Raw genomic sequence first — 26340 nt, forward strand, 5'->3', positions numbered from 1 at the left:
TAGCAGTGATGTCCCACGACGGCGTCAGACTGCGCGCGGTCATGCGCTCGGTCGTCTTCCTCACCGCGGGCGCGCTCGCGGTGCCCACCCTCGCGTCCTGCGGCTCCGACGACGAGTCGGGCAAGCCGCTCGCCGCCCAGGACATCGCCCCCGCCGGGCGTGACCTGGTCGCCGACGGCGGCACCCTGCGCTGGGCCGTGGACGACGTACCGGAGACCCTCAACGCGTTCCAGTCGGACGCCGACGACACCACCACCCGCGTCGCGCAGGCCGTGCTGCCCGCGATGTTCCGGCTCGACGCGCAGGGTCGCCCGCAGCGCGACGCCGACTACCTGGAGTCCGCGAAGGTCGTCGACACCGAGCCCAAGCAGGTCGTCCTCTACAAGCTCGACCAGCAGGCCGTGTGGAGCGACGGCCGCGAGATCGGCGCCGCCGACTTCGCCGCCCAGTGGCGCGCGCTGTCCGGCAAGGACTCCGCGTACTGGACGGCCCGCAACGCCGGTTACGACCGCATCGAGAAGATCGAGCGCGGCGCCAACAACCTTGAGGTCAAGGTCACCTTCAGCAGGCCGTACGCCGACTGGAAGGCGCTGTTCTCGCCGCTGTACCCCAAGGACGTCATGGGCACCCCGGACGCCTTCAACGACGGCGCGCGCCGCAAGCTGAAGGTGACCGCCGGGGCGTTCTCCGTGCAGAAGGTCGACCGCAAGGACAAGGAGGTCGTCCTCGGCCGCAACCCGCACTGGTGGGGCCGGCCCGCGAAGCTCTCCCAGCTCGTGCTGGCCGCCGTCCCGCTGGACAAGCGGGCCGCCGCGCTCGCCGACGGCAGCGTCGACCTGGCCGAGATCGACCCCGCCGACGCGAGCCGGATCGCCCTCGCGGGCCGGGCGAAGGGGACGAGCACCCCGCTGCAGGGCGCGAGCCCCACGGGCAAGGACGAGAACAAGAACGAGAGCCGGCAGAAGAAGAAGCTCAGCAAGAAGGAGCGCAAGGCGCTCGCCGCCTACCTGCGCCAGCAGGACGCGCTGCGCGCCTTCACCGTCCGCCGCTCGCTGCAGCCCGCGTACACCCAGCTCGCCCTCAACGGCTCCGAGGGACCCCTCGCCGACGAGCGCGTCCGGCGCGCCGTCGCCCGCGCGCTCGACCGCACGGAACTGGCGAAGGTCGTCCTCAAGCCGCTCGGCCTGCCCGCCGTGCCGGTCGGCAGCCACCTCGCGCTCTCCGGGCAGGCCGCCTACGCGGACAACAGCGGCGCGCTCGGCGGCCAGGACACCACGGAGGCGGCGGCGCTGCTCGCCGACGCCGGATGGGTGCCCGGCGGACCGGTCAAGGACAAGGGCGAGAAGGCCGCCGGTTCCGAAGGCAAGAAGAGCAGGAAGTCCGGTGACGACACCGAGTCCGAGGGCGGCTCCGACGGCCAGTACATCGTCGGCGAGGACAACAAGGACTCCCAGGACCACACCGACAAACACGGCCACGGCGACCAGGGCTCCAAGCACCTCGCCGACGGCAAGCAGTACGACGGCCGCAAGGTGAAGCAGGGCGGCGCCCCCGGCGCGTACGCCCCCAAGGGCACGGCCGCCCCCGCCGACGCGAAGACCGGCCTGCTCGCCAAGGACGGCAAGCCGCTCGCCCTCCGCTTCGTGCTCCCCTCCGGCACCGGCTCCGAGTCGCTGGGCGCGGTCGCCGACAGCATCTCCCGCATGCTGGAGAAGGTCGGCATCCGCACCGAGATCACCAAGGTCTCCGACGACAGCTACTTCAAGGACCACATCGCGTCCGGCCAGTACGACCTCGCCCTCTACTCCTGGCCCGCGTCCGCCTTCCCCGCCACCGACGCGCGTCCGATCTTCGCCAAGCCGGTCCCGGCCGCGGACGGCTCGCTGAACGTCGAGCAGAACTACACGCGGGTCGGCACCGACCAGGTCGACCAGCTCTTCGACCAGGCCGCCTCCACCCTCGACGAGGACGAGTCCGCCGCCCTGGTCCGCAAGGCCGACGCCCGCATCTGGGCGGCGGCCGGCTCCATCCCCCTCTACCAGCGCCCCCAGCTCACCGCCGCCCGCAGGACCCTGGCCAACGCCGGCTCCTTCGGCTTCCAGACCCCGCTCTACGAGGACATGGGCTTCCTGAAGAAGGGCGCGGTCCCGTCCGCGAGCCCCACCAAGGACTGACCTCCCGCACACCGGACACCCACGGCCGCCGCCCCGCAGGTCACTGCGGGGCGGCGGCCGTCGTGACGGAGAAGAGCGGTGACGGGTTCTGCGCTGGCCAGGGGCCGTCCCGACCGCTCCCCGGGCCGTCCGTAAGGCCCTGCGGAGGCCTCATCCCCATACGCCACGTACGATGGGGTAAGGCCGTGGCGTGTCCAGCCCGGCAGGGTCCGCGTAACACAGATGTACGCGCAGGCCTTCCTCACTCTCCGGGAGTTCGCCGCAATATGGCCACGCGCCACGACATCCGCAACGTCGCCATCGTCGCCCACGTCGACCACGGGAAGACGACCCTCGTCGACGCCATGCTGAAGCAGGCCGGTGCCTTCGCCGCGCACGCCGCCGAATCGCTCGACGACCGAATGATGGACTCGAACGATCTGGAGCGTGAGAAGGGCATCACGATCCTGGCCAAGAACACGGCCGTGAAGTACCACCCGAAGGATGGCGGCGACGTCATCACCATCAACATCATCGACACCCCGGGCCACGCCGACTTCGGTGGCGAGGTCGAGCGCGGTCTGTCGATGGTGGACGCGGTGGTGCTCCTCGTCGACGCCTCCGAGGGCCCGCTGCCCCAGACCCGCTTCGTGCTGCGCAAGGCGCTCCACCAGCGCCTGCCCGTCATCCTGTGCATCAACAAGACGGACCGCCCCGACTCCCGGATCGAAGAGGTCGTCAACGAGACCTACGACCTGTTCCTGGACCTGGACGCGGACGAGGAGCAGATCGAGTTCCCGATCGTCTACGCCTGCGCACGCGACGGCGTGGCCTCGCTGACCAAGCCCGAGGACGGCACCGTCCCGCAGGACAGTGACAACCTGGAGCCCTTCTTCTCCACGATCCTCTCGCACGTCCCGGCCCCCCAGTACGACGAGGAGGCCCCGCTCCAGGCGCACGTCACCAACCTGGACGCCGACAACTTCCTCGGCCGTATCGCGCTGCTCCGCGTCGAGCAGGGCGAGCTGCGCAAGGGCCAGACCGTCACGTGGATCAAGCGCGACGGCACGATGTCCAACGTGCGCATCACCGAGCTGCTGATGACCGAGGCGCTCACCCGCAAGCCGGCCGAGATGGCGGGCCCCGGTGACATCTGTGCCGTGGCCGGCATCCCGGACATCATGATCGGTGAGACCCTCGCCGACACCGAGAACCCGGTCGCGCTGCCGCTCATCACGGTGGACGAGCCGGCGATCTCCATGACCATCGGCACCAACACCTCGCCGCTGGTCGGCCGCGGCGGCACCGGCAAGGGCGCCCAGGCCAAGTCGGCCGTCAAGGACCGCAAGGTCACCGCCCGCCAGGTCAAGGACCGCCTGGACCGCGAGCTGATCGGTAACGTCTCGCTGCGCGTGCTGGACACCGAGCGTCCGGACGCCTGGGAGGTCCAGGGCCGTGGTGAGCTGGCCCTCGCCATCCTGGTCGAGCAGATGCGCCGTGAGGGCTTCGAGCTGACCATCGGCAAGCCGCAGGTCGTCACGCAGGTCATCGACGGCAAGGTGCACGAGCCGGTCGAGCGCATGACGATCGACGTGCCCGAGGAGCACATGGGCGCGGTCACGCAGCTCATGGGCGTCCGCAAGGGCCGGATGGACAACATGTCCAACCACGGCTCCGGCTGGGTCCGCCTGGAGTTCGTCGTCCCGTCCCGCGGCCTCATCGGCTTCCGTACGGAGTTTTTGACCGGTACGCGCGGCACGGGCATCGCCCACTCCATCCACGAGGGCCACGAGCCGTGGTTCGGTGTGCTGACGACCCGTAACAACGGCTCGCTGGTCGCCGACCGTGCCGGTGCCGTCACCGCCTTTGCGATGACGAACCTCCAGGAGCGCGGTGTGCTGTTCACCGACCCCGGCACCGAGGTGTACGAGGGCATGATCGTCGGCGAGAACTCGCGCGCCGACGACATGGACGTGAACATCACCAAGGAGAAGAAGCTCACCAACATGCGCTCGGCCGCCGCCGACTCGTTCGAGGCGATCGTCCCGCCGCGCAAGCTCTCCCTGGAGCAGTCGCTGGAGTTCTGCCGCGACGACGAGTGCGTCGAGGTGACCCCGGAGGCCGTTCGCATCCGCAAGGTCGTCCTCGACCAGAAGGAGCGTGGCCGCTCCGCGAGCCGCGCCAAGCACGGCTGACGCATACGATCGCAGGCGTCGTGAGGCGCCGTTGAGGCGCTGATACCGGCCAACTGAGCCCGGGCGTCCCCATCTTGGGGGCGCCCGGGCTTTTTGCAACCGGTTTTGGTCCACTTCCCCTGGGCAGTGTGTCCGTAATGCGGAGATCCTCGCCCGATACCCATGTAACAAGTCCGTTTCGTGGCCTTCTTGAGGCGAACAGTTTGTCCATGTTTTGGAAGATGTACGCATCAGCTGTGACTGAATTGAGATTTAAAGACAGTGGTCGGCACCTGGCACATGGCAGATAGTTAGCCGCGTAGCGCTCGGGTCAATGGGTCACCGCGCCGTGGGGACGGCGCCGACTCGCGAGCACCAGGGGGTGTCTGACCCTCCGTCAGGGGTGACGGAGGAAAGACGTCTACCCCCTCCTGTTGGTGAACACGTGGAGTCATGAGGAGGAGCCCCATGCGTGGTGTCACGAACGCCAGGTGGGACACGCCGTCCGTCGGTAGCAACAGCGCCCGCCCATACGGAGATTGGCTCTGAGGAGTCGTCCGGCGGTCTAGTGCCGCCGTTCAACTACGCGCGTCCGGCTGCGGGGTTACCGCCGCACAGGGACGCTCCTGACCTCTCTCCGTGCTCCGACCGGTGACCGCGCACACCCTGCGCCGGCCGCCCGCTCGGCACACCCACACCTGTGAAATGGGCGAACAGTGACCAGTCCTATCGACATTGAGGACGGCGGAACCGCGGTCGTCGTCGACGGCGAACCGGGGCCGCAGAGCGAACCCGAGGCCAAGAAGCTGGAGGGACGCTCTCCCGGCCAGCTGATGTGGGTCCGCTTCAAGCGCGACCGCACCGGCGTCGTCTCGGCGTACGTCGTGGCGTTCTTCTTCCTCGTCGGACTCCTCGCTCCGCTGATCTCCAAGCTGTACGGCAAGGACCCGTACACCGTGTACGCGGACGAACGCCCCGACCTCTTCGACAGCGCGGGCGTCCCGCTGCAGCCCAACGGCGGCATCAGCAGCCAGTTCTGGTTCGGCCTCGAACCGGGCAACGGCTACGACGTGTTCACCAAGCTCCTGTACGGCATCCGCACCTCGCTGATGATCTCCGTCTGCGTGACGATCGCGACCGTCCTCACCGGCATCCTGCTCGGTGTCGCGGCCGGCTACCTCGGCGGCAGGTCCGACTACTTCATCAGCCGGGTCATCGACTTCCTGCTCGCCTTCCCCGCCCAGCTGTTCTTCATCGCCAGCATGCCGGTCGTGGTCTCCCTCTTCGTGAGCCCGACCGACGAGACACCGACGTACGTCCGTGTCGTGGCGCTCATCGCCGTGCAGTGGTTCCTGGGCTGGATGAGCCTGGCCCGCATCCTGCGCGGCACCAGCCTGGCGCTGCGGGAACGCGAGTTCATCGAGGCGGCACGGGTCAGCGGGGCCTCGCCCTGGCGGATCATCAGCAGGGAGATCCTGCCGAACGTGGTCACCCCGATCCTCGTGCAGTCCACGTACATGCTTCCCGGCTTCGTGACCGCCGAGGCCGGCCTGTCCTACCTGGGCGTGGGCATCGTCGAACCGACGCCGGACTGGGGACAGATGTTCTCCAAGGCGTCCACCGAACTCGTGATGTCGAACGACATCACCTACATGTTCTTCCCGGGTGTCTCGATGATCATCTTCATCGTGGCCTTCAACCTGCTCGGGGACTCGGTCAGGGACGCCTTCGATCCCAAGACGGCGCGCTGACCGTCCGTTGGTGGGCGTCCGCGCCCGACTACCGCACGGATCTCGCACGGCACTTCCCATGTGCACTGGCGACACACAGATAGGTGGAAACTGAGTGATGAGTAGGGGCGGACGCCACGCATACGCCGCGCTCTCCGTGCTCGCGGCCGGGGCTCTTGTGCTCACCGGTTGCAGCAAGGGCGGCAGCGACGCGAGCGACAACAACAAGCAGGACAAGGAGAACGCGTCCAGACAGCAGAAGTCGATCAAGTTCGGCGACACCGCGGACTCCACGGGGCCGGCCGCGGCCGTGCCCGGCGCCAAGTCCGGCGGCTCGATCGAGGTCCTGCAGCGCGACAGCTACGCGCACCTCGACCCGGCCCAGATCTACGTCTCGGACGAGGGCTCGCTGTCGACCCTGATCCACCGGGGTCTCACCGGGTACAAGACGACCACCGCCGACGGCAAGGGCCACGAGGTCGTGGGTGACCTCGCCACCGACTCCGGTACCACCACGGACGGCGGCAAGACCTGGAAGTACACCCTCAAGGACGGCATAAAGTTCGCGGACGGCACGCCGATCACGTCGGCCGACTTCCGGCAGACCTTCGAGCGGCTCTTCGCGCCCTTCATCAACCAGGGTCCGAGCTACCTCCAGCAGTGGCTGGCCGACACCTCCGGCGCCGACTACCGCAAGCTGCTGCCGGACGGCCCCTACAAGGGCAAGCACCTGCCCAGCACGGTGCTGGAGACGCCCGACGCGAAGACCGTCATCTTCCACTTCAAGACGGCGCACGCCGACCTGCCGTACGCCCTCGCCATGGCGGGCTACGCGGTCGTGTCCGCCAAGGGTGACACCCAGGCGAAGTACGACAAGTCGCCGGTGACGAGCGGCCCGTACAAGATCCAGTCGTTCAAGTCGGGCAAGTCGATGGTGCTCGTGAAGAACACCAACTGGGACCCGAAGACGGACCCGATCCGTCACCAGTACGTGGACCAGTTCAACTTCACGTTCAACCAGCAGTTCGAGACGTCGACGAAGGCCCTCCTCGCGGACAGCGGCGCCGACCAGGCCGGCATCAGCTTCAACAACCAGGTCGACGCGGGCAACCTGTCCAGCGTGCTCAAGGACCCGAAGCTGAAGTCCCGCACCATCTCCGGCTACCAGCCGTACGTGGGCCAGATGAACATCAACATGAGCCACGCGGCCATGAAGGACAAGACGGTCCGTGAGGCCATCGCCTACGCGCTGCCCATCACCCCGTTCGTCCGCGCCTTCGGCGGCACCGACGCCATGGAGGTCGCCGGCGGTCTGATCAGCCCGACCGTCTCCGGCTACGACGCCGCGTTCGACCCGTTCGGCAAGAAGAAGAAGCCCGCGGGCGACCCGGCCAAGGCCAAGGAGCTGCTGAAGAAGGCCGGCAAGCTCAACATGAAGCTGACCTTCGGCTACACCAACACCCCCGAGGGCCAGCAGTACTCCACCGCCATGGCGGCCGGTCTGAAGAAGGCCGGCTTCAACGTCCAGCGCCAGGAGATCCCGGCCGAGACCTACTACGACCAGGTCTCCAAGCTGGACAACAACTACGACATCTTCCACACCGCGTGGGGCGCCGACTGGCCGTCCGCCTCGACGGTCATCCCGCCGCTGTACGACGGCCGCGGTATCGCCGACGGTGCGCAGAACTACTCCCAGGTCAACGACCCCAAGGTGAACGCCGACATCGACGCGGCGAACAAGATCACCGACCCGGTCAAGGCCGCGGCCGCCTGGGAGAAGATCGACCAGTACCTGGTGAAGGACATCGTCAACGTCGTCCCGACCGCGTACTACAAGCAGACCCAGATCGCCGGCTCCAAGGTCGGCGGCCTCGTCTACGACGACGTCATCGGCGGCGTCGACCCGCGACGCCTGTTCGTCAAGTAACCGCCGTCCGTCCGGCACCCGGTGCCCCGACCCCACTCCGGGGCGGCGCACCGGGTGCCGGGCGGCCCGCCGACGTCAGAGAGCTGCCCCCCTCATGCTGCGCTTCCTCGTCCGCCGGTCCCTCGGCGCCGTTGTCATCCTCTTTCTGCTGAGCATCGTCACGTTCCTGCTGTTCTTCGGGATGCCACGCGACCCGGGCCTGCTGATGTGCGGCAAGACGTGCAACCCGACCAGCCTCGCGAACATCCACCACGTGCTCGGCCTCGACAAGCCGATCAGCACGCAGTACGGGATCTTCCTGAAGAACCTCGTCATGGGCAGCAACGGCTTCGCCCAGGGCCCGTGCCCCGCCCCGTGCTTCGGGTACTCGTACCACACGAACGACCAGGTCTGGGCCACGCTGATGGACCGCCTGCCCACCACCATCTCGCTCACCCTCGGTGGCGCGTTCTTCTTCCTGCTCATCGGCCTCGGCACCGGCCTGCTCGCCGCCTGGAAGCGCGGCACGATCATCGACAAGACGGCCACGGCCGGGGCGATGGTGCTCAGTTCGATGCAGATCTACTTCCTGGGGCCCCTGGCCCTGGCGCTGCTCGTCTACCAGACCCACATCTTCGACAAGCCGGCGTACAACGACTTCACCGCGAACCCGGTCAGCTGGTTCTCGGGGCTGATCATCCCCTGGGTGGTGCTGTCCACGATCTTCGCCGCGCAGTACACCCGTATGGCGCGCTCGGCGATGATCGAACAGCTCCAGGAGGAACACGTCCGCACGGCCAAGGCGAAGGGGATGTCCCGCAGATACGTCTTCTTCCGCTACGCCTGGCGCGGCTCGCTGATCCCCATCGTCACCATCTTCGGCATCGACCTGGGCGCGCTGCTCGGCGGCGCCATCATCACCGAGTACACCTTCAGCCTGCCGGGCCTCGGCAACCTCGCCGTCCAGGCGGTGTTCTACAGCGACCTGCCGCTGCTGCTGGGCGTGATGATCTTCTCCGCCACCATGATCCTCCTCTTCAACATCATCGTCGACGCCTGCTACGCCTTCATCGACCCGCGCGTACGGCTGGCCTAGGAGCACTCGTGACCACATTGACCAAGGAAGCCGGTGCCCCGTCGCCGGCCGACGCGGGTGCCTTTCTCTCGGTGCGTGACCTGCACGTCAGCTTCAAGACCGAGGACGGCATCGTGCGCGCCGTCGACGGACTCTCCTTCGACGTCGAACGCGGCAAGACCCTCGGCATCGTGGGGGAGTCCGGCTCGGGCAAGTCGGTCACCAACCTGACGATCCTCGGCCTGCACAACCCGATGTTCACCACCGTCGAGGGCGAAATCCTCCTGGACGGGCAGGAGTTGACCACGGCCCGCGAGTCCGAACTGGAGCAGCTGCGCGGCAACAAGGTCGCCATGATCTTCCAGGACCCGCTGACCGCGCTCTCCCCGTACTACACGGTGGGCCGGCAGATCGCCGAGCCGTACATGAAACACATGGGTGCCTCCAAACGGACCGCGTGGGACCGCGCGGTCGAGATGCTCGGCAAGGTCGGCATCCCCAACCCGAAGGAACGGGCCAAGGACTACCCGCACCAGTTCTCCGGCGGTATGCGCCAGCGCGCGATGATCGCCATGGCACTGGTCTGCGACCCCGACCTGCTGATCGCCGACGAGCCCACAACGGCACTGGACGTGACCGTCCAGGCCCAGATCCTCGACCTCCTCAAGGACCTCCAGCAGGAGTTCGGCTCGGGGATCGTCTTCATCACCCACGACCTCGGTGTCATCGCCGACATGGCCGACGACATCATGGTCATGTACGCGGGCAGCGCGGTGGAACGCGGCACGACCAACGACGTCCTGCGCTCACCCCAACACCCCTACACCTGGGGCCTGTTGAACTCGATGCCCCGCCTGGACTCGGACCTGAGCGCCCCGCTGGCCCCGATCCCCGGCGCCCCGCCCTCCCTGCTGAACCCGCCGTCGGGCTGCCGTTTCCATCCCCGCTGCACCTTCCAGGACCGGGTCGGCGGCACCCGCTGCGCCACCGAACCCCCGCTGCTCGCCCCCGACCGCGCCTCGGCATGCCACCTCACGGCGGACCAGAAGCGGACCATCTTCATCGAAGAGATCAAGCCCCGACTGGGCTAGGAGGAGACGTCATGACAGAGGACCTCGTCCTGCCCGCTCCGCGCGACGCGGCACCGGAGAGTTCCGGTGACCCGCTGCTCGTGGTGGAGGGCCTGACCAAGCACTTCCCGGTGAAGGGCGGCTTCCCGATCCGCCGCACGGTCGGCGCCGTGCAGGCTGTCGACGGCATCGACCTGACCGTGCACGTGGGGGAGAGCTTCGGCCTGGTCGGCGAGTCCGGCTGCGGCAAGTCGACCACGGGCCGCCTGATCACCCGCCTGCTGGAGCCGAGCGCGGGCAGCATCACCTACCGCGGCCAGGACATCTCGCACGCGAGCCGCAAGCAGCTGGCGCCGATCCGGTCCGAGATCCAGATGATCTTCCAGGACCCGTACTCGTCGCTGAACCCGCGGCAGACGGTCGGAAAGATCATCTCGGGCCCGATGGAGATCAACGGCATCCAGCCGGAGGGCGGCCGGGAGAAACGGGTCCGCGAACTCCTGGAGATCGTCGGTCTCAACCCCGAGCACTACAACCGCTTCCCGCACGAGTTCTCCGGCGGCCAGCGTCAACGCATCGGCGTGGCAAGGGCGTTGGCCCTCGACCCCAAGCTGATCGTGGCCGACGAACCCGTCTCCGCCCTGGACGTCTCCATCCAGGCGCAGGTCGTGAACCTGCTCCAGGAGGTCCAGAAGGAACTCGGCATCGCCTTCCTCTTCATCGCCCACGACCTCGCGGTCGTCCGGCACTTCTCGCACCGCGTGGCCGTCATGTACCTCGGCAAGATCATCGAGGTGGGCGACCGGGACTCCATCTACACCCGCCCCCGTCACCCGTACACCCACGCCCTGCTCTCCGCGGTCCCCGAGGTCAACCTGGGCGACGACCAGACCGCCGGCCGCGAACGCATCCGCCTCGCCGGTGACGTGCCCTCCCCGATCTCGCCTCCCTCCGGCTGCCGCTTCCGTACGCGCTGCTGGAAGGCCCAGGACAAGTGCGCGACCGAGGAACCGCCCCTCCTCCGGATCGAGGGCAACCGTCCCGCCCACCTCACGGCCTGCCACTTCCCCGAGGAGCCGACGATCGAGGCCCGCGACGAGGACATCATCCTGGACCCGGCGCTGACGGCGCTGGAGGAACAGGAGTAGGAGCAGGTGCGGGGGCGGGGGCCGTGTCCCCTGCCCCCGCCGGGTCGTGGGGCGGCGTGCGGGCGAGGGGATTCCCGCCGGCCGCCCGTTCTCATGACGAAGGCCCGCGCCTGGGTGGGCGCGGGCCTTCGTCCCCTGGAACCGGACGGTCATGGGCTCGGGTCAATGGGCCGGTGAGAGTCCGTTCCTGAAGGGGGCGGCTGACTAAAGGGGTGTGTCAGGCCGCCGCCTCGGGGTCCTTGGAGAGGCGGGGTGCCGGAACGGTGTCCGCCACCTCGGGGAAGTGGCACGCGGTGAGGTGGCCCGGCTTGTTGCCCTCGACCTGCACCAGCGGCGGCGCCTCCGTCGCGCACTTGTCGGTCGCCTTCCAGCAGCGGGTCCGGAAGCGGCAGCCCGTGGGCGGGTTGATCGGCGAGGGTACGTCACCGATCAGCCGGATGCGCTCCCGGGCGGGCGTCTCGTCCACCGTGGCCTCGGGCACGGCGGACAACAGGGCCCGCGTGTAGGGGTGGCGCGGGTTGCCGTACAGGTCGTCGCGGTCGGCGATCTCCACGATCTTGCCGAGGTACATTACCGCGACTCGCTGTGAGAAGTGCCGGACGATCGCGAGGTCGTGGGCGATGAACACGAACGCGATGCCGAGTTCCCGCTGGACCTTCTGGAGCAGGTTCACGACCTGGGCCTGGATGGACACGTCCAGGGCGGAGACCGGCTCGTCGGCGACGATCAGCTTCGGTTCCAGGGCCAACGCGCGGGCGACACCGATGCGTTGGCGCTGGCCGCCGGAGAACTCGTGCGGGAAGCGGTTGTAGTGCTCGGGGTTGAGACCGACGATCTCCAGGAGCTCGCGGACCCGTTTCTCCCGGCCGCCGGCCGGGTTGATGCCGTTGATCTCCATCGGGCCGGACACGATCTTGCCGACCGTCTGCCGCGGGTTTAGCGAGGCGTACGGGTCCTGGAAGATCATCTGGATCTCGGACCGGATCGGCGCCAGCTGCTTGCGGTTGGCGTGGGTGATGTCCTGGCCGCGGTACTGGATCGTGCCACCGGTCGGCTCCAGCAGGCGGGTGATGAGGCGGCCCGTGGTCGACTTGCCGCAGCCGGACTCGCCGACCAGGCCCAGGCTCTCGCCCTCGCCGACCTGGAAGTCCAGCCCGTCCACGGCCTGGACGGCACCGATGGTGCGCCGGATCGGGAAGCCGCCCTTGATCGGGAAGTGTTTGGTCAGCCCGCTGACGTCCAGGAGGGGGTTCGCGTTGCTCATGATGGTGAAGTCCCGTTTCTAGTACGTCAGTTGTGCTGGGCTACGGCGAGAAGGTCTGCGAAGAGTTCCTGGCGCTGCCCAGGGGTGAGATGGCAGGCGGAGCCCCGGCCGTCGACCACCTCCAGCACGGGCCGTTCCTTCGAGCACCGTTCGCCCTCGACCTTCTCCGCGAAGGTGCACCGCGGGTGGAAGCGGCAGCCGGTCGGCGGGTTGAGCAGGGAGGGCGGCGAGCCGGGGATCGGCGACAGCGGTACGTCGACCGGCCCTTCGAGGCTCGGCATGGAGCTGAGCAGACCGAGCGTGTAGGGGTGCTGCGGGTCCGTCAGCACCTCCTTCTTGGTACCGCGCTCCACGCACCGGCCGCCGTACATCACGAGGACGTCGTCGGCGATGTCGGCGATGACGCCGAGGTCGTGCGTGATGAACACGATGGCGGTGCCGAACTCCTGCTGGAGGTCCTTCAGCAGGTCCATGATCTGGGCCTGGACCGTCACGTCGAGGGCCGTCGTCGGCTCGTCGGCGATCAGCAGCTCGGGGTCGCAGACCAGTGCCATGGCGATCATCGCGCGCTGGCGCATACCGCCGGAGAAGAGGTGCGGGTAGTCGTCCACCCGGATCTCGGGCTGGGGGATCCCGACGCGCTTGAGCATCTCGATCGCGCGCTCGCGGGACTCCTTCTTGGAGGCGCCGGTGTGTTTGCGGTACACCTCGCTGATCTGCTTGCCGACCGTGTGGTACGGCGACAGCGAGGCCAGCGCGTCCTGGAAGATCATGGACATCTTGTTGCCGCGCAGCCGCTCCAGCTCACGCTCCGAGGCGTTGAGGAGTTCCTTGCCGTCGAGCAGGATCTCGCCGTCGATCGCCGTACGGTCGCGGTCGTGGAGGCCCAGGATCGCCAGGTTGGTGACGGACTTGCCGGAGCCCGACTCACCGACGATGCCGAGCGTCTTGCCCTTGACGAGGTCGAAGGACAGCCCGTCGACGGCCTTGACGATGCCGTCCTCGGTGGAGAAATGGACCTTCAGATCCCTGACGGAGAGGAAGGGCTGCTGATCGGTGCTCGTCACGGGGACGCTCCTGGGGGGTGATGCGGGGGGTAGGGGGCTACGGGCGGAGGTCAGGCGAGCCGGATCCGCGGGTCGATGAAGGCGTAGGCGGCGTCGACGATGATGTTGAAGAACACGATCGCGGCGGCGGCCAGGACGGTGACCCCGAGCAGCATGGGCAGGTCGCTCTGGTTGACGGAGGTCACCGCGAGCCGGCCGATGCCCTGGAGGCTGAAGACCTGCTCGGTGATGATCGCGCCGCCGATCAGGGTGCCGAGGTCGATGCCGAACACCGTGACGATCGGGCCCATGGCGCCGCGCCAGGCGAAGCGGAGGAAGACGTTCGTACGCGAGAGGCCCTTGGCGCGGGCGGTGCGGACGTAGTCCTCGCTGAGCTGCTCGACGAGCTGGGAGCGGGCCATACGGGTGTAGTTGGCGGTGAAGATGATCGACAGCACGATCCACGGCAGGAGCAGGCCGGAGAACCAGGAGACGGGGTTCTCGGTCAGCGGCGTGTAGGACGGCTGGTCGAGGATGCCGGCCTTGAAGACCAGGAAGTACAGCGCCAGATAGCCGATGAAGTAGATCTGGAGCGAGGAGCCGAGCAGCGACGCCGAGGTCGCGAACTTGTCCAGGAACTTGCCCTGCTTGAGCGCGGCGATCATGCCGGTGCCGACGCCGAAGGTCAGGAAGATGACGGCCGAGCCGAAGGCCAGCGAGAGGGTCAGCGGCAGGCGGTCCATGATCGTGCCGAAGACGGGCTCGTTGTTGGCGAAGGAGTAGCCGAGGCACGGAGCGTTGCAGTGCCCGAAGCCGCTGTAGTCACGCCCGACGAAGATGGCCTTCAGCCAGTCCCAGTACTGGACCGGGATCGGGTGGTCGATGCCCAGGTTGTGCCGGATCTGCGCGAGCGAGGCCGGCGTGCAGTTCTTGCCGCAGGACATCATGGCCGGGTCACGCGGGACGGCGTAGAAGAGCCAGAAAGTGATGGCGCTGATGATCAGCAGAATGACCAGCGCGCCGATCGTACGGCGGACAAGGAAGCGGAACATGGGGTCAGGACTCTCCGGGCGAGGCGCCGTTGCCGGGGCGTGAGGGGTGTGGGGCCGGTGGGGGCGGCCCCGGGTGGGGGCCGCCCCTGGTGCCGGGGGGCGCCTACGCCTTGGCGTAGAGCTTCGTGAGCGCGATGCAGGTGTTGGCGGCGTCGTAGACCACGTTGCCGACCTTGGTGCCGTGCATCCAGTTGCGGATGGAGTGGTAGTCGGGGACGCAGGCGGCGAGCTCCATGACCTGCTTGTCGATGGCGCCCCAGGCCTTGTTGGCGGCGTCGCCGTCGGTGATCAGGGACGCGGCCGCGATGGCCTTGTCGACACTCGCGTTCTTCAGCTGCGAGTAGTTGCTGCGGCCGTCGCCGATGTTCTCGCCGTCCCAGCAGGGGTAGAACACCGAGTAGCCGCCCGGCCAGTCCGGGCTCCAGCCGGCCGCGAACAGGTCGTACTCGTTGTTGATCTTGCCGATCTGGGTGTAGAAGGTCGACTTGTCGATCTGCTTGTTGACGACCGTGAAGCCGGCGGCCTCCAGCGCGTTCTTGATCGCGACGGCCTGCTTCACCGCGTTGTCCGAGGTCTGGTAGGCGATGACCAGCTTCTGGCCGACCTTGCCGGCCTCCTTCAGGAGGGCCTTGGCCTTGGCCGGGTCGCCACCGGGCTTCTTGGTCTTGCCGTACAGGTCGAACTCGGTGTAACCGGGCGTCACCGGGCTGAAGATGGTGGTCGCGATCTCGCTGGTGGAGGCGCCGCCGCGGATGGTCTGGAGCTGCTGGAGCGGCCAGGCGTAGTTGATGGCCTGGCGGACCTTGACGTCCGTGATGCGGGTGGTGTTGATCGGCCAGTAGTAGGTGACCGCGTCGACCGCGGTGAGCACCTGGGCCTTGAGCTTCGCGTTGGTGAGGACCTGCTGGGTCCGCTCGGCCGCGACCTCGTTGAAGATCGACATCGTGTACTGGTCGTTGCCCTTGTCCGCGATGTAGCGGTCCGTGGACGTCAGCGTCTCGAAGCCGAACTGGAAGACGAACTTGTCCGGGTACGCGTTGCGGATCGGGTCCGTCGCCGGGTCCCAGTGCGTGTTGCGCGAGTACGTCAGGGACTTGCCTATGTTGCGCGCCTCGATCCGGTACGGGGCGCAGGAGAACGGCTTCTTGTCGTACTTCTCCTTGGTGTCCTTCGACTTCTTCACCAGGGAGTAACCGCGCATGGCGAGCGTGAAGTTGAAGTCACCGCGGGCCTCGTTGAGGCGGAAGGTGACGGTCTTGCCGTCGATCTCGATGGAGTCGAGGTTCTTGCCCTCGTAGGGGCCCGTGTACTTGTCGCCGCCCTCGAGGAACTGCTGGACGTAGCGGGGGCCCTCGGTGATGAAGGAGGCGAAGAGCCGCTCGAAGGTGTGGCGGACGTCGTCCATGGAGAGGTCGGAGCCGTCCTCCCACTTGATGCCGTCCTTGATGGTGAACGACCAGGTCTTGCCGCCGTCCTTCATCGTGCCGGCGTCCGTCGCGGCGTCACCGACGAGGGTCTGGGTGCCCTTGGAGTCCATCTTGTAGCCGGTCAGGCCACGCATGATCGGGACGGTGATGGCGCCCTCGGTGGAGACGTAGATCTGCGCCGGGTCCAGGTGGTCCATGTCGAACTGGTCCAGCCCGTAGATCGTCCCGCCCTTGACCGCGCCCGGGACCTCCGGGGCGGGGCCGGTCGAGTCGGCCTTGGTGCCGACCTCGATCTTGGCGGCCTTGGCCTTGCTGACCGAGGGGACCTTGTTGTTGCCCGAGGACGAGCTGCCGCCGCCGCAGGCGGTCAGCACGGAGCTCGACGCGGCCACCACGCCGGTCGCGATCATGAAGTTTCTACGGGAAAAAGACACAGTAACCCTGCCTTACGGGTGGGACGGACCAGCCGGACGACATTGACCGGGCCGGAGATGAGAGATGGGTCAGCGCTTGGACTTCGGGTCGAGCGCGTCGCGCGCCGAGTCGCCGAGCAGGTTGAACGCCAGGACGAAGATCACCATGGAGAGGCCCGGGAAGAGCATGAAGGTGAAGTCCTGGGTGTAGAACTGGGCGCCCCGCTGGATCATGACGCCCCAGTCGGGGGTCGGGTCGATCATGCCGACACCGAGAAAGGCGAAGCCCGCCTCAGCGGTCACGTAGGCCGGGAGCATCAGCGTGGACTGGATGAGGATCGGGGTCCACAGGTTCGGCAGCAGTTCCTTGAAGACGATGCGCGCGGGGGACGCCCCGGTCACCTTGGCGGCCTCGACGAACTCCCGTTCGCGCAGGCCGAGTACCTGGCCGCGCAGCAGACGGGCGATGGACGCCCAGCCGAAGAACGAGAGCATGATGATCAGCGCGGTGGCCCGCAGCCAGGTCGGGATGTTGTCGTCGGCGGCGACGAACAGGCCGAACACCACCGGCATGAAGGCGATGATGAACAGCGTCGAGGGGATCGACAGCACGATGTCGACGATCCGGCCGACGACGTAGTCCGTCTTGCCGCCGAGGTAGCCCGCGGTCACGCCGATCACGACGCCGACGGCGGTGGTGATCAGGGTGGCGGCCAGGGCGATGCCGAGCGAGGTCCGGATCCCGTAGATCAGGAAGGTGAAGACGTCGCGCCCCAGCTGCGGTTCGATGCCGAACCAGAACTGCGAGCTCATGCCGCCGTTCGGACCCGCCGGGTACGAGAAGGCGTCGAGCAGGCTCGGGTCCTGGCTCGCGTACGTCGTGTACGGGTCCTTGCCGTACAGCTTCGATATCAGCGGTGCGGCGATCGCGACCACGAAGAAGAAGATCACGATGATCGCCGATATGACGCCCGTACGGTCCCGTTTGAAACGGCGCCACGCGAGCTGACCCGGGGACCGGCTCTCGTTGGCCTTCGAGTCGGGAGAAGTGATCGACTTCTCGGCGCTCTCGTCGGTCACCTCGAGCGGGGCCGCGGATGGAGTTGGGGGGGTCATGGTGCTCCTGGCCCAAGGGAGGGTCTGAGTGAGACTCCGCAGGGCACTCCCCTACGGGCTACGCCGGACTTTTTCAACGCAATTCATGCAAGGTCAATAAAATCTGGGTCGACTTGGGTTTCTCTTTACCTTCTTTACCGAGTGATGACCATTCCGTAGCTACGCGGGTAGCGTGCCGTGATCGATCCGTGCTTTATGTCGGGCCAACTGCACTAAACGGGCAATGAGTTCGTTATGCGGACGCCTCTGTATCGGAATCCGTACACCGAAGCGTCACAATCCAACGGTTCTGCATCGCTTCGCGGTGATCCATTGTGCTCCACCCGGAAGATCGACTGAACGGGCCCCCCGGGTAGCTCGAACGGGTGGGCCCGCAGGCGGTATGTGCCCTATGAGCCGATATTTGCCGGTAATGGATCGGCAGGGTTCGGCTTTTCTGAGGAGGCACTCGATGCGTGGAGCCACGCACGCCAAATGGGCCGCTTGCGCGGCGGCGGTAGCCCTTGCGGCGACCGCCTGTGGGGGCGGCGGGAGCAGCAGCGGCGGCGGCGGTGACGGCAGCGCGGTGCTCAGCGCCTCCTGGGGAGACCCGCAGAACCCGCTGGAGCCGGCCAACACCAACGAGGTGCAGGGCGGCAAGGTCCTCGACATGGTCTTCCGCGGCCTGAAGCGGTACGACCCGAAGAGCGGCAAGGCCGAGGACATGCTGGCCGACAAGATCGAGACCACGGACTCGCAGAACTTCACGGTCACCGTGAAGAGCGGCTGGAAGTTCAGCAACGGCGAGGCGGTCACCGCGAAGTCGTTCGTCGACGCCTGGAACTACGGCGCCAGCCTGAAGAACAACCAGAAGAACGCCTACTTCTTCGGGTACATCGAGGGCTACGACAAGGTCCACCCCGACAGCGGCTCGCAGTCCGCCGACACGCTCTCCGGGCTGAAGGTGACCGGCACCGACACCTTCACCATCAAGCTCACCCAGAAGTTCTCGACCTTCCCGGACACCCTGGGCTACGCGGCCTACTCGCCGCTGCCGTCGACGTTCTTCTCGGACCACGCGGGCTGGCTGAAGAAGCCGGTCGGCAACGGGCCGTACACCATCTCGTCGTACACCAAGGGCTCGCAGATGCAGCTCAAGAAGTGGGACGGGTACACCGGTTCGGACAAGGCGCAGAACGGTGGGGTGACCCTCAAGGTCTACACCGACAACAACACCGCCTACACCGACCTGATGGCCGGCAACCTCGACCTCGTCGACGACATCCCGGCCTCGCAGCTGAAGAACGTCAAGAGCGACCTCGGCGACCGGTACATCAACACGCCCGCCGGCATCATCCAGACCCTCGCGTTCCCGTACTACGACAAGAACTGGAACAAGAGCGGCTCGGACAAGGTCCGGCAGGGGCTGTCCATGGCCATCAACCGGGACCAGATCACCAACACGATCTTCCAGAAGACGCGCACCCCGGCCACCGACTGGACCTCACCGGTGCTCGGCACCGACGGCGGCTTCCAGGACGGGCTGTGCGGGGACGCCTGCACGTACAACCCGACCGAGGCGAAGAAGCTGGTCCAGGAGGGCGGCGGGATCCCCGGCGGCCAGGTCAAGATCACGTACAACGCGGACACCGGCTCGCACAAGGAGTGGGTGGACGCCGTGTGCAACTCCATCAACAACGCGCTCGGCAACGACAAGGCGTGCGTCGGCAACCCGGTCGGCACCTTCGCCGACTTCCGCAACCAGATCGGCCAGCACAAGATGACCGGCCCGTTCCGCGCCGGCTGGCAGATGGACTACCCGCTCATCCAGAACTTCCTGCAGCCGCTCTACTACACCAACGCCTCCTCGAACGACGGCCAGTGGTCCAACAAGGACTTCGACAAGCTCGTGAACGAGGCCAACGCGGAGACGGACACCGCCAAGGCGGTCAAGCTCTTCCAGCAGGCCGAGGGCGTCGTCCGGGACAACATGGCCGCCATCCCGCTCTGGTACCAGAACGGCAGCGCGGGCTACTCCGACCGGCTCTCCGACGTGGCGCTCAACCCGTTCAGCGTCCCCGTCTACAACGAGATCAAGGTCAGCTGAGCCGACGGCAGGGGCGGTCTCGCAGGAGGCCGCCCCACGATCCCCGGAGCCCCCATGGGACGGTACGTAATCCGGCGTCTGCTGCAGATGATCCCGGTCTTCATCGGCGCCACACTGTTGATCTTCCTGATGGTGAACGTGATGGGCGACCCCGTCGCGGGCCTGTGCGGCGAGCGGCAGTGCGACCCGGCGACCGCCGCCCAGCTCAAGCGGGAGTTCGGCCTCGACGAGCCCGTGTGGCAGCAGTACCTGACCTACATGGGGAACGTCTTCACCGGTGACTTCGGTACGGCGTTCAACGGCCAGAAGGTCACCGAGCTGATGTCGACCGCGTTCCCGGTCACCATCCGGCTGACCCTCGTGGCGATCGTCATCGAGATCGTCGTGGGCATCGCACTCGGTGTGATCACCGGCCTCAAGCGCGGCCGGCCGATCGACACCACCGTGCTGCTGCTCACCCTGGTCGTCATCTCCATCCCGACCTTCGTCACCGGTCTGCTGCTGCAACTGCTGCTCGGCGTCGAATGGGGCTGGATCAAACCGTCCGTCTCCCCGGACGCGACCTTCGGCGAACTGATCGTCCCCGGGCTGGTGCTGGCCTCCGTCTCGCTCGCCTACGTGACCCGGCTGACCCGGACCTCCATCGCGGAGAACCGGCGCTCCGACTACGTCCGCACGGCCGTCGCGAAAGGCCTGCCGAGGCGCCGGGTGATCGTCCGCCACCTGCTGCGCAACTCCCTCATCCCGGTGGTCACCTTCATCGGCACCGACATCGGCGCCCTGATGGGCGGCGCGATCGTCACCGAGCGGATCTTCAACATCCACGGGGTCGGCTACCAGCTCTACCAGGGGATCGTCCGCCAGAACACCCAGACCGTGGTCGGCTTCGTGACCGTCCTCGTCCTGGTGTTCCTGGTCGCCAACCTCCTCGTCGACCTCCTCTACGCCGTACTCGACCCGAGGATCCGCTATGCCTGAGCAGCCGTTCGAGCAGGATCGCGCCATCGCCGGGACCGGTATGGGCGGCGCGATGGACCTCGCCACGAGCGAGGCGGAGACGCTGGAGAGGACTCCGGGCGGCCCGGAGGGCACGGGACCGGCGGGCAAACCCCGCTCCCTGTGGTCGGACGCCTGGCGCGACCTGCGCCGCAACCCCGTCTTCATCATCTCCGCGCTCGTCATCCTCTTCCTGGTCGTCATCTCCCTCTGGCCCTCGCTGATCGCCTCGGGCAACCCCCTCAAGTGCGACCTCGCCAAGGCCCAGGAGGGCTCCCAGCCCGGCCACCCCTTCGGCTACGACGGCCAGGGCTGCGACGTCTACACGCGCACGGTCTACGGCACCCGTACGTCCGTCACGGTCGGCGTCCTCGCCACGCTGGGGGTGGCGGTCTTCGGGTCCGTGCTCGGCGGTCTCGCCGGGTTCTTCGGCGGGGTGTGGGACTCGATCCTGTCCCGCCTCACCGACATCTTCTTCGCGATCCCCGTCGTCCTCGGCGGTCTGGTGCTGCTGTCCGTGGTGACCAGCAATACGGTCTGGCCGGTCATCGGGTTCATGGTCCTGCTGGGCTGGCCGCAGATCTCCCGGATCGCGCGCGGCTCGGTCATCACCGCCAAACAGAACGACTACGTCCAGGCCGCGCGGGCGCTCGGCGCCTCCAACTCCCGCCTCCTGCTGCGGCACATCACCCCGAACGCGATCGCCCCGGTGATCGTCGTCGCCACCATCGCGCTCGGCACCTACATCTCGCTGGAGGCGACCCTGTCGTACCTCGGCGTGGGGCTGAAACCGCCCACGGTCAGCTGGGGCATCGACATCTCGGCGGCCTCCCAGTACATCCGCAACGCCCCGCACATGCTGCTCTGGCCCGCCGGAGCCCTGGCGATCACGGTCCTCGCGTTCATCATGCTCGGCGACGCGGTGCGCGACGCCCTCGACCCGAAGCTGAGGTGACCGGCGCCATGCTGCTCGAAGTGCGCGACCTGCACGTGGAGTTCAGGACCAGAGACGGGGTCGCCAAGGCCGTCAACGGCGTCACCTACAGCGTGGACGAGGGGGAGACCCTCGCCGTGCTGGGCGAGTCGGGGTCCGGGAAGTCCGTGACCGCGCAGGCCGTCATGGGCATCCTCGACACCCCGCCCGGGAAGATCACCGGCGGGGAGATCCTCTTCAAGGGCAAGGACCTGCTGACGCTCAAGGAGGAGGAACGGCGCAAGGTCCGCGGCGCCGAGATGGCGATGATCTTCCAGGACGCGCTGTCCTCGCTCAACCCCGTGCTCTCCGTCGGCGACCAGCTCGGCGAGATGTACATCGTGCACCGGGGACTGTCCCGCAAGGACGCGCGGACCAAGGCCGTCGAGCTGATGGACCGGGTCCGGATCCCGGGGGCCGCGCAGCGCGTCCGGGACTATCCGCACCAGTTCTCCGGCGGTATGCGCCAGCGCATCATGATCGCCATGGCGCTCGCCCTGGAGCCGGCGCTCATCATCGCCGACGAACCCACCACCGCCCTGGACGTCACCGTGCAGGCCCAGGTCATGGACCTGCTGGCCGAGTTGCAGCGCGAACTGCACATGGGACTCATCCTGATCACCCACGACCTCGGCGTCGTCGCCGACGTCGCCGACAAGATCGCCGTGATGTACGCGGGCCGGATCGTCGAGTCGGCCCCCGTGCACGACATCTACAAGGCGCCCGCCCACCCGTACACCAAGGGCCTGCTGGACTCGATCCCGCGCCTGGACCAGAAGGGCCAGGAGCTCTACGCGATCAAGGGCCTGCCGCCGAACCTGATGCACATCCCGCCCGGCTGCGCCTTCAACCCGCGCTGCCCGATGGCCCAGGACGTGTGCAGGACCGACGAACCCGAGCTGTACGAGGTGGACCAACACCGGGGCAGCGCCTGCCACTTCTGGAGGGAGTGCCTCAATGGCTGAGCCGATCCTGGAGGTCGAGGGACTCGTCAAGCACTACCCCCTGACCCAGGGCATCCTCTTCAAGAAGCAGGTCGGCGCCGTCAAGGCCGTCGACGGCGTGGACTTCACGCTCGGCAGGGGCGAGACCCTCGGCATCGTCGGGGAGTCCGGCTGCGGCAAGTCGACCGTCGCCAAGATGCTGGTCAACCTCGAACGGCCGACGGAGGGGTCGATCAGGTTCAAGGGCGAGGACATCAGCCGGATGTCGGGCAAGGACCTGAAGGCCGCCCGCCGCAACATCCAGATGGTGTTCCAGGACCCGTACACCTCCCTCAACCCCCGGATGACGGTGGGCGACATCATCGGGGAGCCGTACGAGATCCACCCCGAGGTGGCGCCGAAGGGCGACCGGCGCAAGCGGGTCCAGGACCTGCTGGACGTGGTCGGGCTCAACCCCGAGTACATCAACCGGTATCCGCACCAGTTCTCCGGCGGCCAGCGCCAACGCATCGGCATCGCACGGGGGTTGGCGCTGCGCCCCGAGGTCATCGTCGCCGACGAGCCGGTCTCCGCCCTCGACGTGTCCGTGCAGGCGCAGGTGATCAACCTGCTCGACCGGCTCCAGGACGAGTTCGACCTGTCGTACATCTTCATCGCGCACGACCTGTCGATCGTCCGGCACATCTCGGACCGGGTCGGGGTCATGTACCTCGGCCGGATCGTGGAGATCGGCAGGGACGCCGAGATCTACGACCACCCGACGCACCCGTACACCCAGGCGCTGCTGTCCGCCGTGCCCGTGCCCGACCCGGACGCGCGGGAGCACCGGGAGCGGATCATCCTGTCGGGTGACGTGCCGTCGCCGACGAAGATCCCTTCCGGGTGCCGGTTCAGGACCCGGTGCTGGAAGGCCCAGGAGCGCTGCTCGCTGGAGGTGCCGCTGCTCGCGGTGCCGGCCGAGTTCCGGCTCGTGAGCGGGCCCGCGGCGCACGACTCGGCCTGTCACTTCGCCGAGGAGAAGACGGTCGTACCGCAGGACGTGCCGCCCGCCGAACCCGCGGACGATCTTGATCAGGGGGCGGAATAACCCCACAAAACGGCATCAACCGCGTTAACACGCAGGCAACTCGACCGACCCGGTCTCGATATACGGACGCGTCAGTCTGAGTGGCGTACGGCCGTGCGGGTGCCGTAAACGGACCGGGGCGCGCCATGTCGCCCCGGTCCGTTGCCGTCCCTAGACCAGGCCCAACGACCGCTTCAGGAAGTCCACTTGGAGCAGCAGCAGGTTCTCCGCGACCTGTTCCTGCGGGGTCATGTGGGTCACCCCGGACAGCGGGAGCACCTCGTGCGGGCGGCCGGCGGCCAGCAGCGCGGAGGACAGCCGCAGGGTGTGCGCGACCACCACGTTGTCGTCCGCGAGGCCGTGCACGACCATCAGGGGCCGCTGCGGCTCGGCGGGCGAGGACAGTCCGCCGTCCGCCACCAGACTGCTCTTCGTGTACGCCTCCGGGTCCTTGGCCGGGTCGCCGAGGTACCGCTCCGTGTAGTGGGTGTCGTAGAGCCGCCAGTCGGTGACCGGGGCGCCCGCGATGCCCGCGTGGAAGACGTCCGGGCGGCGCAGCACGGCGAGTCCGGCGAGCCAGCCCCCGTACGACCAGCCGCGGATGGCCACCCGGGAGAGGTCCAGGGGGTGGCTCTTGGCGAGATCCTGGAGGGCGTCGACCTGGTCGTCGAGGGAGACCGTGAAGTCGCGGTGGACGGCCTTCTCCCAGGCCGGTGAGCGGCCGGGGGTGCCGCGGCCGTCGGCGACGAGGACCGCGAAACCCTGGTCGGCGAACCACTGCGAGGTGAGGTGCGCGTTGTGCGCGGCGACCACCCGGGGGCCGTGCGGACCGCCGTAGGGGTCGAGCAGAACCGGAAGCGGGCTGCTGCCGTCGTAGTCCTGTGGCATAAGCAGGGCGCACGGGACGCGCCGTGCGCCCCCCTCGGTGAACGTGACGCGCGGGGACAGCCCCGGATCCTCGGCGTACGACGCGACCGGCACCGTCTTCTTGCCCTCGCGCAGCACCTGGACCTGCGTGCCCGGGCGGTCCGGCACCGCCGAGAGCAGCACGGTCACGCCCCCGGCGCGGACCGCCGAGTGCACACCGGGTTCCTGCGAGAGGCGCTCCAGGCCGAGTTCGTTGACGCGGTAGACGTGCACCTCGCCGGTCTCCGGAACGGGCGCGTCCTCGCCCGCCGACGCGGAGATCAGCACGTGGTCGTCGGAGACGTCCAGCACCGCACGGACATGCAACTGCGGCCCTGTGAGCAGGCGTTCACCCACCGAGAGCACCCGGGCGCCGCCCTCGTCGGCGATCCGTACGAGCCGTCCCGAGGGGCTCCAGCACGGCACTCCAGGGAAAAGATCAAGCCAAACTGGATCTTCGTCGGCATGCACCATCCGGGTCGCACCCGAGCCGGGCTCGACGGCGAGGAACAGCTGGCTGCGCTGGTCCCGGGCCTGCACGAGCAGCAGCGGCGCACCCGCCGCTGACCAGTGCACTCGCGCCAGATACGGGTACCGGGCCCGGTCCCAGACGACCTCCGTGCGCGACCCGTCAAGCCCGATCAGGTACAGCCGGACCTCCGCGTTGGCCGTGCCCGCGGCCGGGTACGCGACCCGCTGCGGCTCGCGCTCCGGGTGGGCCGGGTCGGCGATCCACCAGCGCCGTACCGGCGTGTCGTCGGCGCGCGCGACCAGCAGCCGGTCCGCGTCCGGCGACCACCAGAAGCCGCGCGTCCGGCTCATCTCCTCGGCCGCGATGAACTCGGCCAGCCCGTAGGTGACGTGGTCCGACTCCGGCTCGGCGAGCGCCCGGTCGCCCGCACCGTCGGCCCCCACGACACGCAGCGCGCCGCCGGTGACGTAGGCGATGTGCCGGCCGTCGGGGGCCGGACGAGGGTCGATCACCGGTCCCGGGACCGGGAGTTCACGTGCCGCGCCGGACGTCAGGTCGGTGCTGAAGAGCCGCCCTGACAAGGCGAAAGCCGCCAACTCGGCCTCGCTGTCGGTGGCGTAGCCGACGATCCCCGCACCGCCCTCGCGGGTGCGCTCGCGGCGGGCCCGCTCCTCGGGCGAGAGGTGCTCCGAGGCGCCGCCCAGGAGGGCGCGCGGGTCGGCCGCCACGCGCTCCTCGCCGTCCGCCGGGGTGAGCACCCAGAGGGCGTTCGCCCGGTCCGTGCCGGAGGGCGAGCGCAGGAACACGACCCGGGAACCGTCAGGTGAGACGGTGAACGCGCGCGGCGCGCCGAGCGTGAACCGCTGGGTACGGGCGTGCCGTCGGGGGAAGGAGTCAGCCTCGGTCGTCATGCCCCGACCATATTGGCCATGCGCCCCCTTGTGCGGCTGTGCGCCGAGCGATGCGCGAGCGCGGATAGTTATGATCACTAGCGCTGCGTGGGTATGAACCTGCTGGCTCCTGTATGCATGTGCCGTACCGATTTGCTCTAGGGATCCGCCCCATGGATCCATTGCCCCCATAGTCCGACCCCCCTAGTCCCTGGGATCATTGGAGGTGAGCCGCCGTGGCACTCTCGATTTCGGCGGTGGTGCTGCTGGCGATCGTCGTCTTCCTTCTGGTCAAGAAATCGGGGCTGAAGGGCGGGCACGCGGTCGTCTGTGTCCTCCTCGGGTTCTATCTGGCCTCCTCGACCATCGCGCCCACGATCAGCGATCTCACGACGAACATCGCGAGCATGATCGGCAGCATCAAGTTCTGACG

The 26340-nt window shown here is 67.9% G+C and carries 19 protein-coding genes; 13 read left to right on the top strand and 6 right to left on the bottom strand.

Annotated features, from left to right (window positions below; all coding sequences use genetic code 11):
• Positions 1–8: 8 nt before the first annotated feature.
• The 7 genes from ACIPTO_RS10315 (at position 9) to ACIPTO_RS10345 (ending at position 11256) form a co-directional block, all read left to right on the top strand.
• Positions 9–2174: an ABC transporter family substrate-binding protein gene (locus tag ACIPTO_RS10315; protein ID WP_401190673.1), complete on the top strand. Its 2166-nt coding sequence runs from the start codon at positions 9–11 to the stop codon at positions 2172–2174.
• A gap of 266 nt (positions 2175–2440) precedes the next feature.
• A complete protein-coding gene (gene typA, locus ACIPTO_RS10320; RefSeq protein ID WP_366323648.1) occupies positions 2441–4348 on the top strand; it encodes a translational GTPase TypA in 1908 nt (635 codons plus the stop codon).
• 695 nt (positions 4349–5043) lie between these two features.
• Positions 5044–6078, top strand: coding sequence for an ABC transporter permease (locus tag ACIPTO_RS10325; RefSeq protein WP_366323646.1), 1035 nt, complete (start codon positions 5044–5046; stop codon positions 6076–6078).
• 97 nt (positions 6079–6175) lie between these two features.
• Entirely contained in the window at positions 6176–7984 is a 1809-nt protein-coding gene (locus ACIPTO_RS10330; RefSeq protein ID WP_366323644.1) for an ABC transporter substrate-binding protein, read from the top strand.
• Positions 7985–8078: 94 nt separating this feature from the next.
• The gene (locus tag ACIPTO_RS10335) at positions 8079–9059 is read left to right on the top strand and encodes an ABC transporter permease (protein WP_366323642.1); all 981 of its coding nucleotides are present in this window, start codon (positions 8079–8081) and stop codon (positions 9057–9059) included.
• Positions 9060–9067: 8 nt separating this feature from the next.
• Positions 9068–10129, top strand: coding sequence for an ABC transporter ATP-binding protein (locus tag ACIPTO_RS10340; protein ID WP_366323640.1), 1062 nt, complete (start codon positions 9068–9070; stop codon positions 10127–10129).
• Between the two features lie 11 nt (positions 10130–10140).
• Positions 10141–11256 (top strand): dipeptide ABC transporter ATP-binding protein, encoded by a 1116-nt coding sequence (locus tag ACIPTO_RS10345; protein WP_366323638.1) that lies wholly within the window; start codon positions 10141–10143, stop codon positions 11254–11256.
• A gap of 217 nt (positions 11257–11473) precedes the next feature.
• On the opposite strand, the gene ACIPTO_RS10350 is transcribed toward ACIPTO_RS10345, so the two are convergent.
• The 5 genes from ACIPTO_RS10350 to ACIPTO_RS10370 form a co-directional block, all read right to left on the bottom strand.
• Entirely contained in the window at positions 11474–12520 is a 1047-nt protein-coding gene (locus tag ACIPTO_RS10350; RefSeq protein ID WP_366323636.1) for a dipeptide ABC transporter ATP-binding protein, read from the bottom strand.
• Positions 12521–12546: 26 nt separating this feature from the next.
• Complete coding sequence (locus ACIPTO_RS10355; RefSeq protein ID WP_366323634.1) at positions 12547–13587, bottom strand: ABC transporter ATP-binding protein; 1041 nt, start codon at positions 13585–13587, stop codon at positions 12547–12549.
• Positions 13588–13637: 50 nt separating this feature from the next.
• Positions 13638–14618, bottom strand: a complete 981-nt coding sequence (locus ACIPTO_RS10360; RefSeq protein ID WP_366323632.1) for an ABC transporter permease — start codon at positions 14616–14618, stop codon at positions 13638–13640.
• A 103-nt stretch (positions 14619–14721) separates the two neighbouring features.
• Positions 14722–16455, bottom strand: coding sequence for an ABC transporter substrate-binding protein (locus ACIPTO_RS10365; protein WP_366323630.1), 1734 nt, complete (start codon positions 16453–16455; stop codon positions 14722–14724).
• A gap of 93 nt (positions 16456–16548) precedes the next feature.
• Positions 16549–17574 (bottom strand): ABC transporter permease, encoded by a 1026-nt coding sequence (locus ACIPTO_RS10370; protein WP_366323628.1) that lies wholly within the window; start codon positions 17572–17574, stop codon positions 16549–16551.
• Positions 17575–18025: 451 nt separating this feature from the next.
• On the opposite strand from ACIPTO_RS10370, the gene ACIPTO_RS10375 reads away from it, so the two are divergent.
• The 5 genes from ACIPTO_RS10375 to ACIPTO_RS10395 are packed head-to-tail and all read left to right on the top strand — an operon-like array spanning position 18026 to position 23660.
• Complete coding sequence (locus ACIPTO_RS10375; RefSeq protein ID WP_366323626.1) at positions 18026–19660, top strand: ABC transporter substrate-binding protein; 1635 nt, start codon at positions 18026–18028, stop codon at positions 19658–19660.
• 54 nt (positions 19661–19714) lie between these two features.
• The gene (locus tag ACIPTO_RS10380) at positions 19715–20638 is read left to right on the top strand and encodes an ABC transporter permease (RefSeq protein WP_401190678.1); all 924 of its coding nucleotides are present in this window, start codon (positions 19715–19717) and stop codon (positions 20636–20638) included.
• Positions 20631–21611 carry an ABC transporter permease gene (locus ACIPTO_RS10385; RefSeq protein WP_366323622.1) on the top strand — a complete coding sequence of 327 codons (981 nt, stop codon included), beginning with the start codon at positions 20631–20633 and terminating at the stop codon, positions 21609–21611. Before ACIPTO_RS10380 ends, ACIPTO_RS10385 begins: the two co-directional genes overlap by 8 nt.
• 8 nt (positions 21612–21619) lie before the next feature.
• Positions 21620–22594 carry an ABC transporter ATP-binding protein gene (locus tag ACIPTO_RS10390; protein ID WP_366323620.1) on the top strand — a complete coding sequence of 325 codons (975 nt, stop codon included), beginning with the start codon at positions 21620–21622 and terminating at the stop codon, positions 22592–22594.
• Positions 22587–23660, top strand: coding sequence for a dipeptide ABC transporter ATP-binding protein (locus ACIPTO_RS10395; protein WP_366323618.1), 1074 nt, complete (start codon positions 22587–22589; stop codon positions 23658–23660). Before ACIPTO_RS10390 ends, ACIPTO_RS10395 begins: the two co-directional genes overlap by 8 nt.
• Positions 23661–23810: 150 nt before the next feature.
• Here the strand turns inward: ACIPTO_RS10395 and ACIPTO_RS10400 are convergent, their stop codons facing one another.
• Positions 23811–25928, bottom strand: a complete 2118-nt coding sequence (locus tag ACIPTO_RS10400) for a prolyl oligopeptidase family serine peptidase (protein WP_401190681.1) — start codon at positions 25926–25928, stop codon at positions 23811–23813.
• Positions 25929–26143: 215 nt separating this feature from the next.
• Between ACIPTO_RS10400 and ACIPTO_RS10405 the strand changes: the two genes are divergently transcribed.
• On the top strand, positions 26144–26338 hold the full coding sequence (locus tag ACIPTO_RS10405; RefSeq protein WP_019058412.1) for a hypothetical protein: 195 nt from the start codon (positions 26144–26146) through the stop codon (positions 26336–26338).
• Positions 26339–26340 lie beyond the last annotated feature (2 nt).

The sequence above is a fragment of the Streptomyces sp. NPDC090083 genome (assembly GCF_044747445.1).
Taxonomy (GTDB): domain Bacteria; phylum Actinomycetota; class Actinomycetes; order Streptomycetales; family Streptomycetaceae; genus Streptomyces.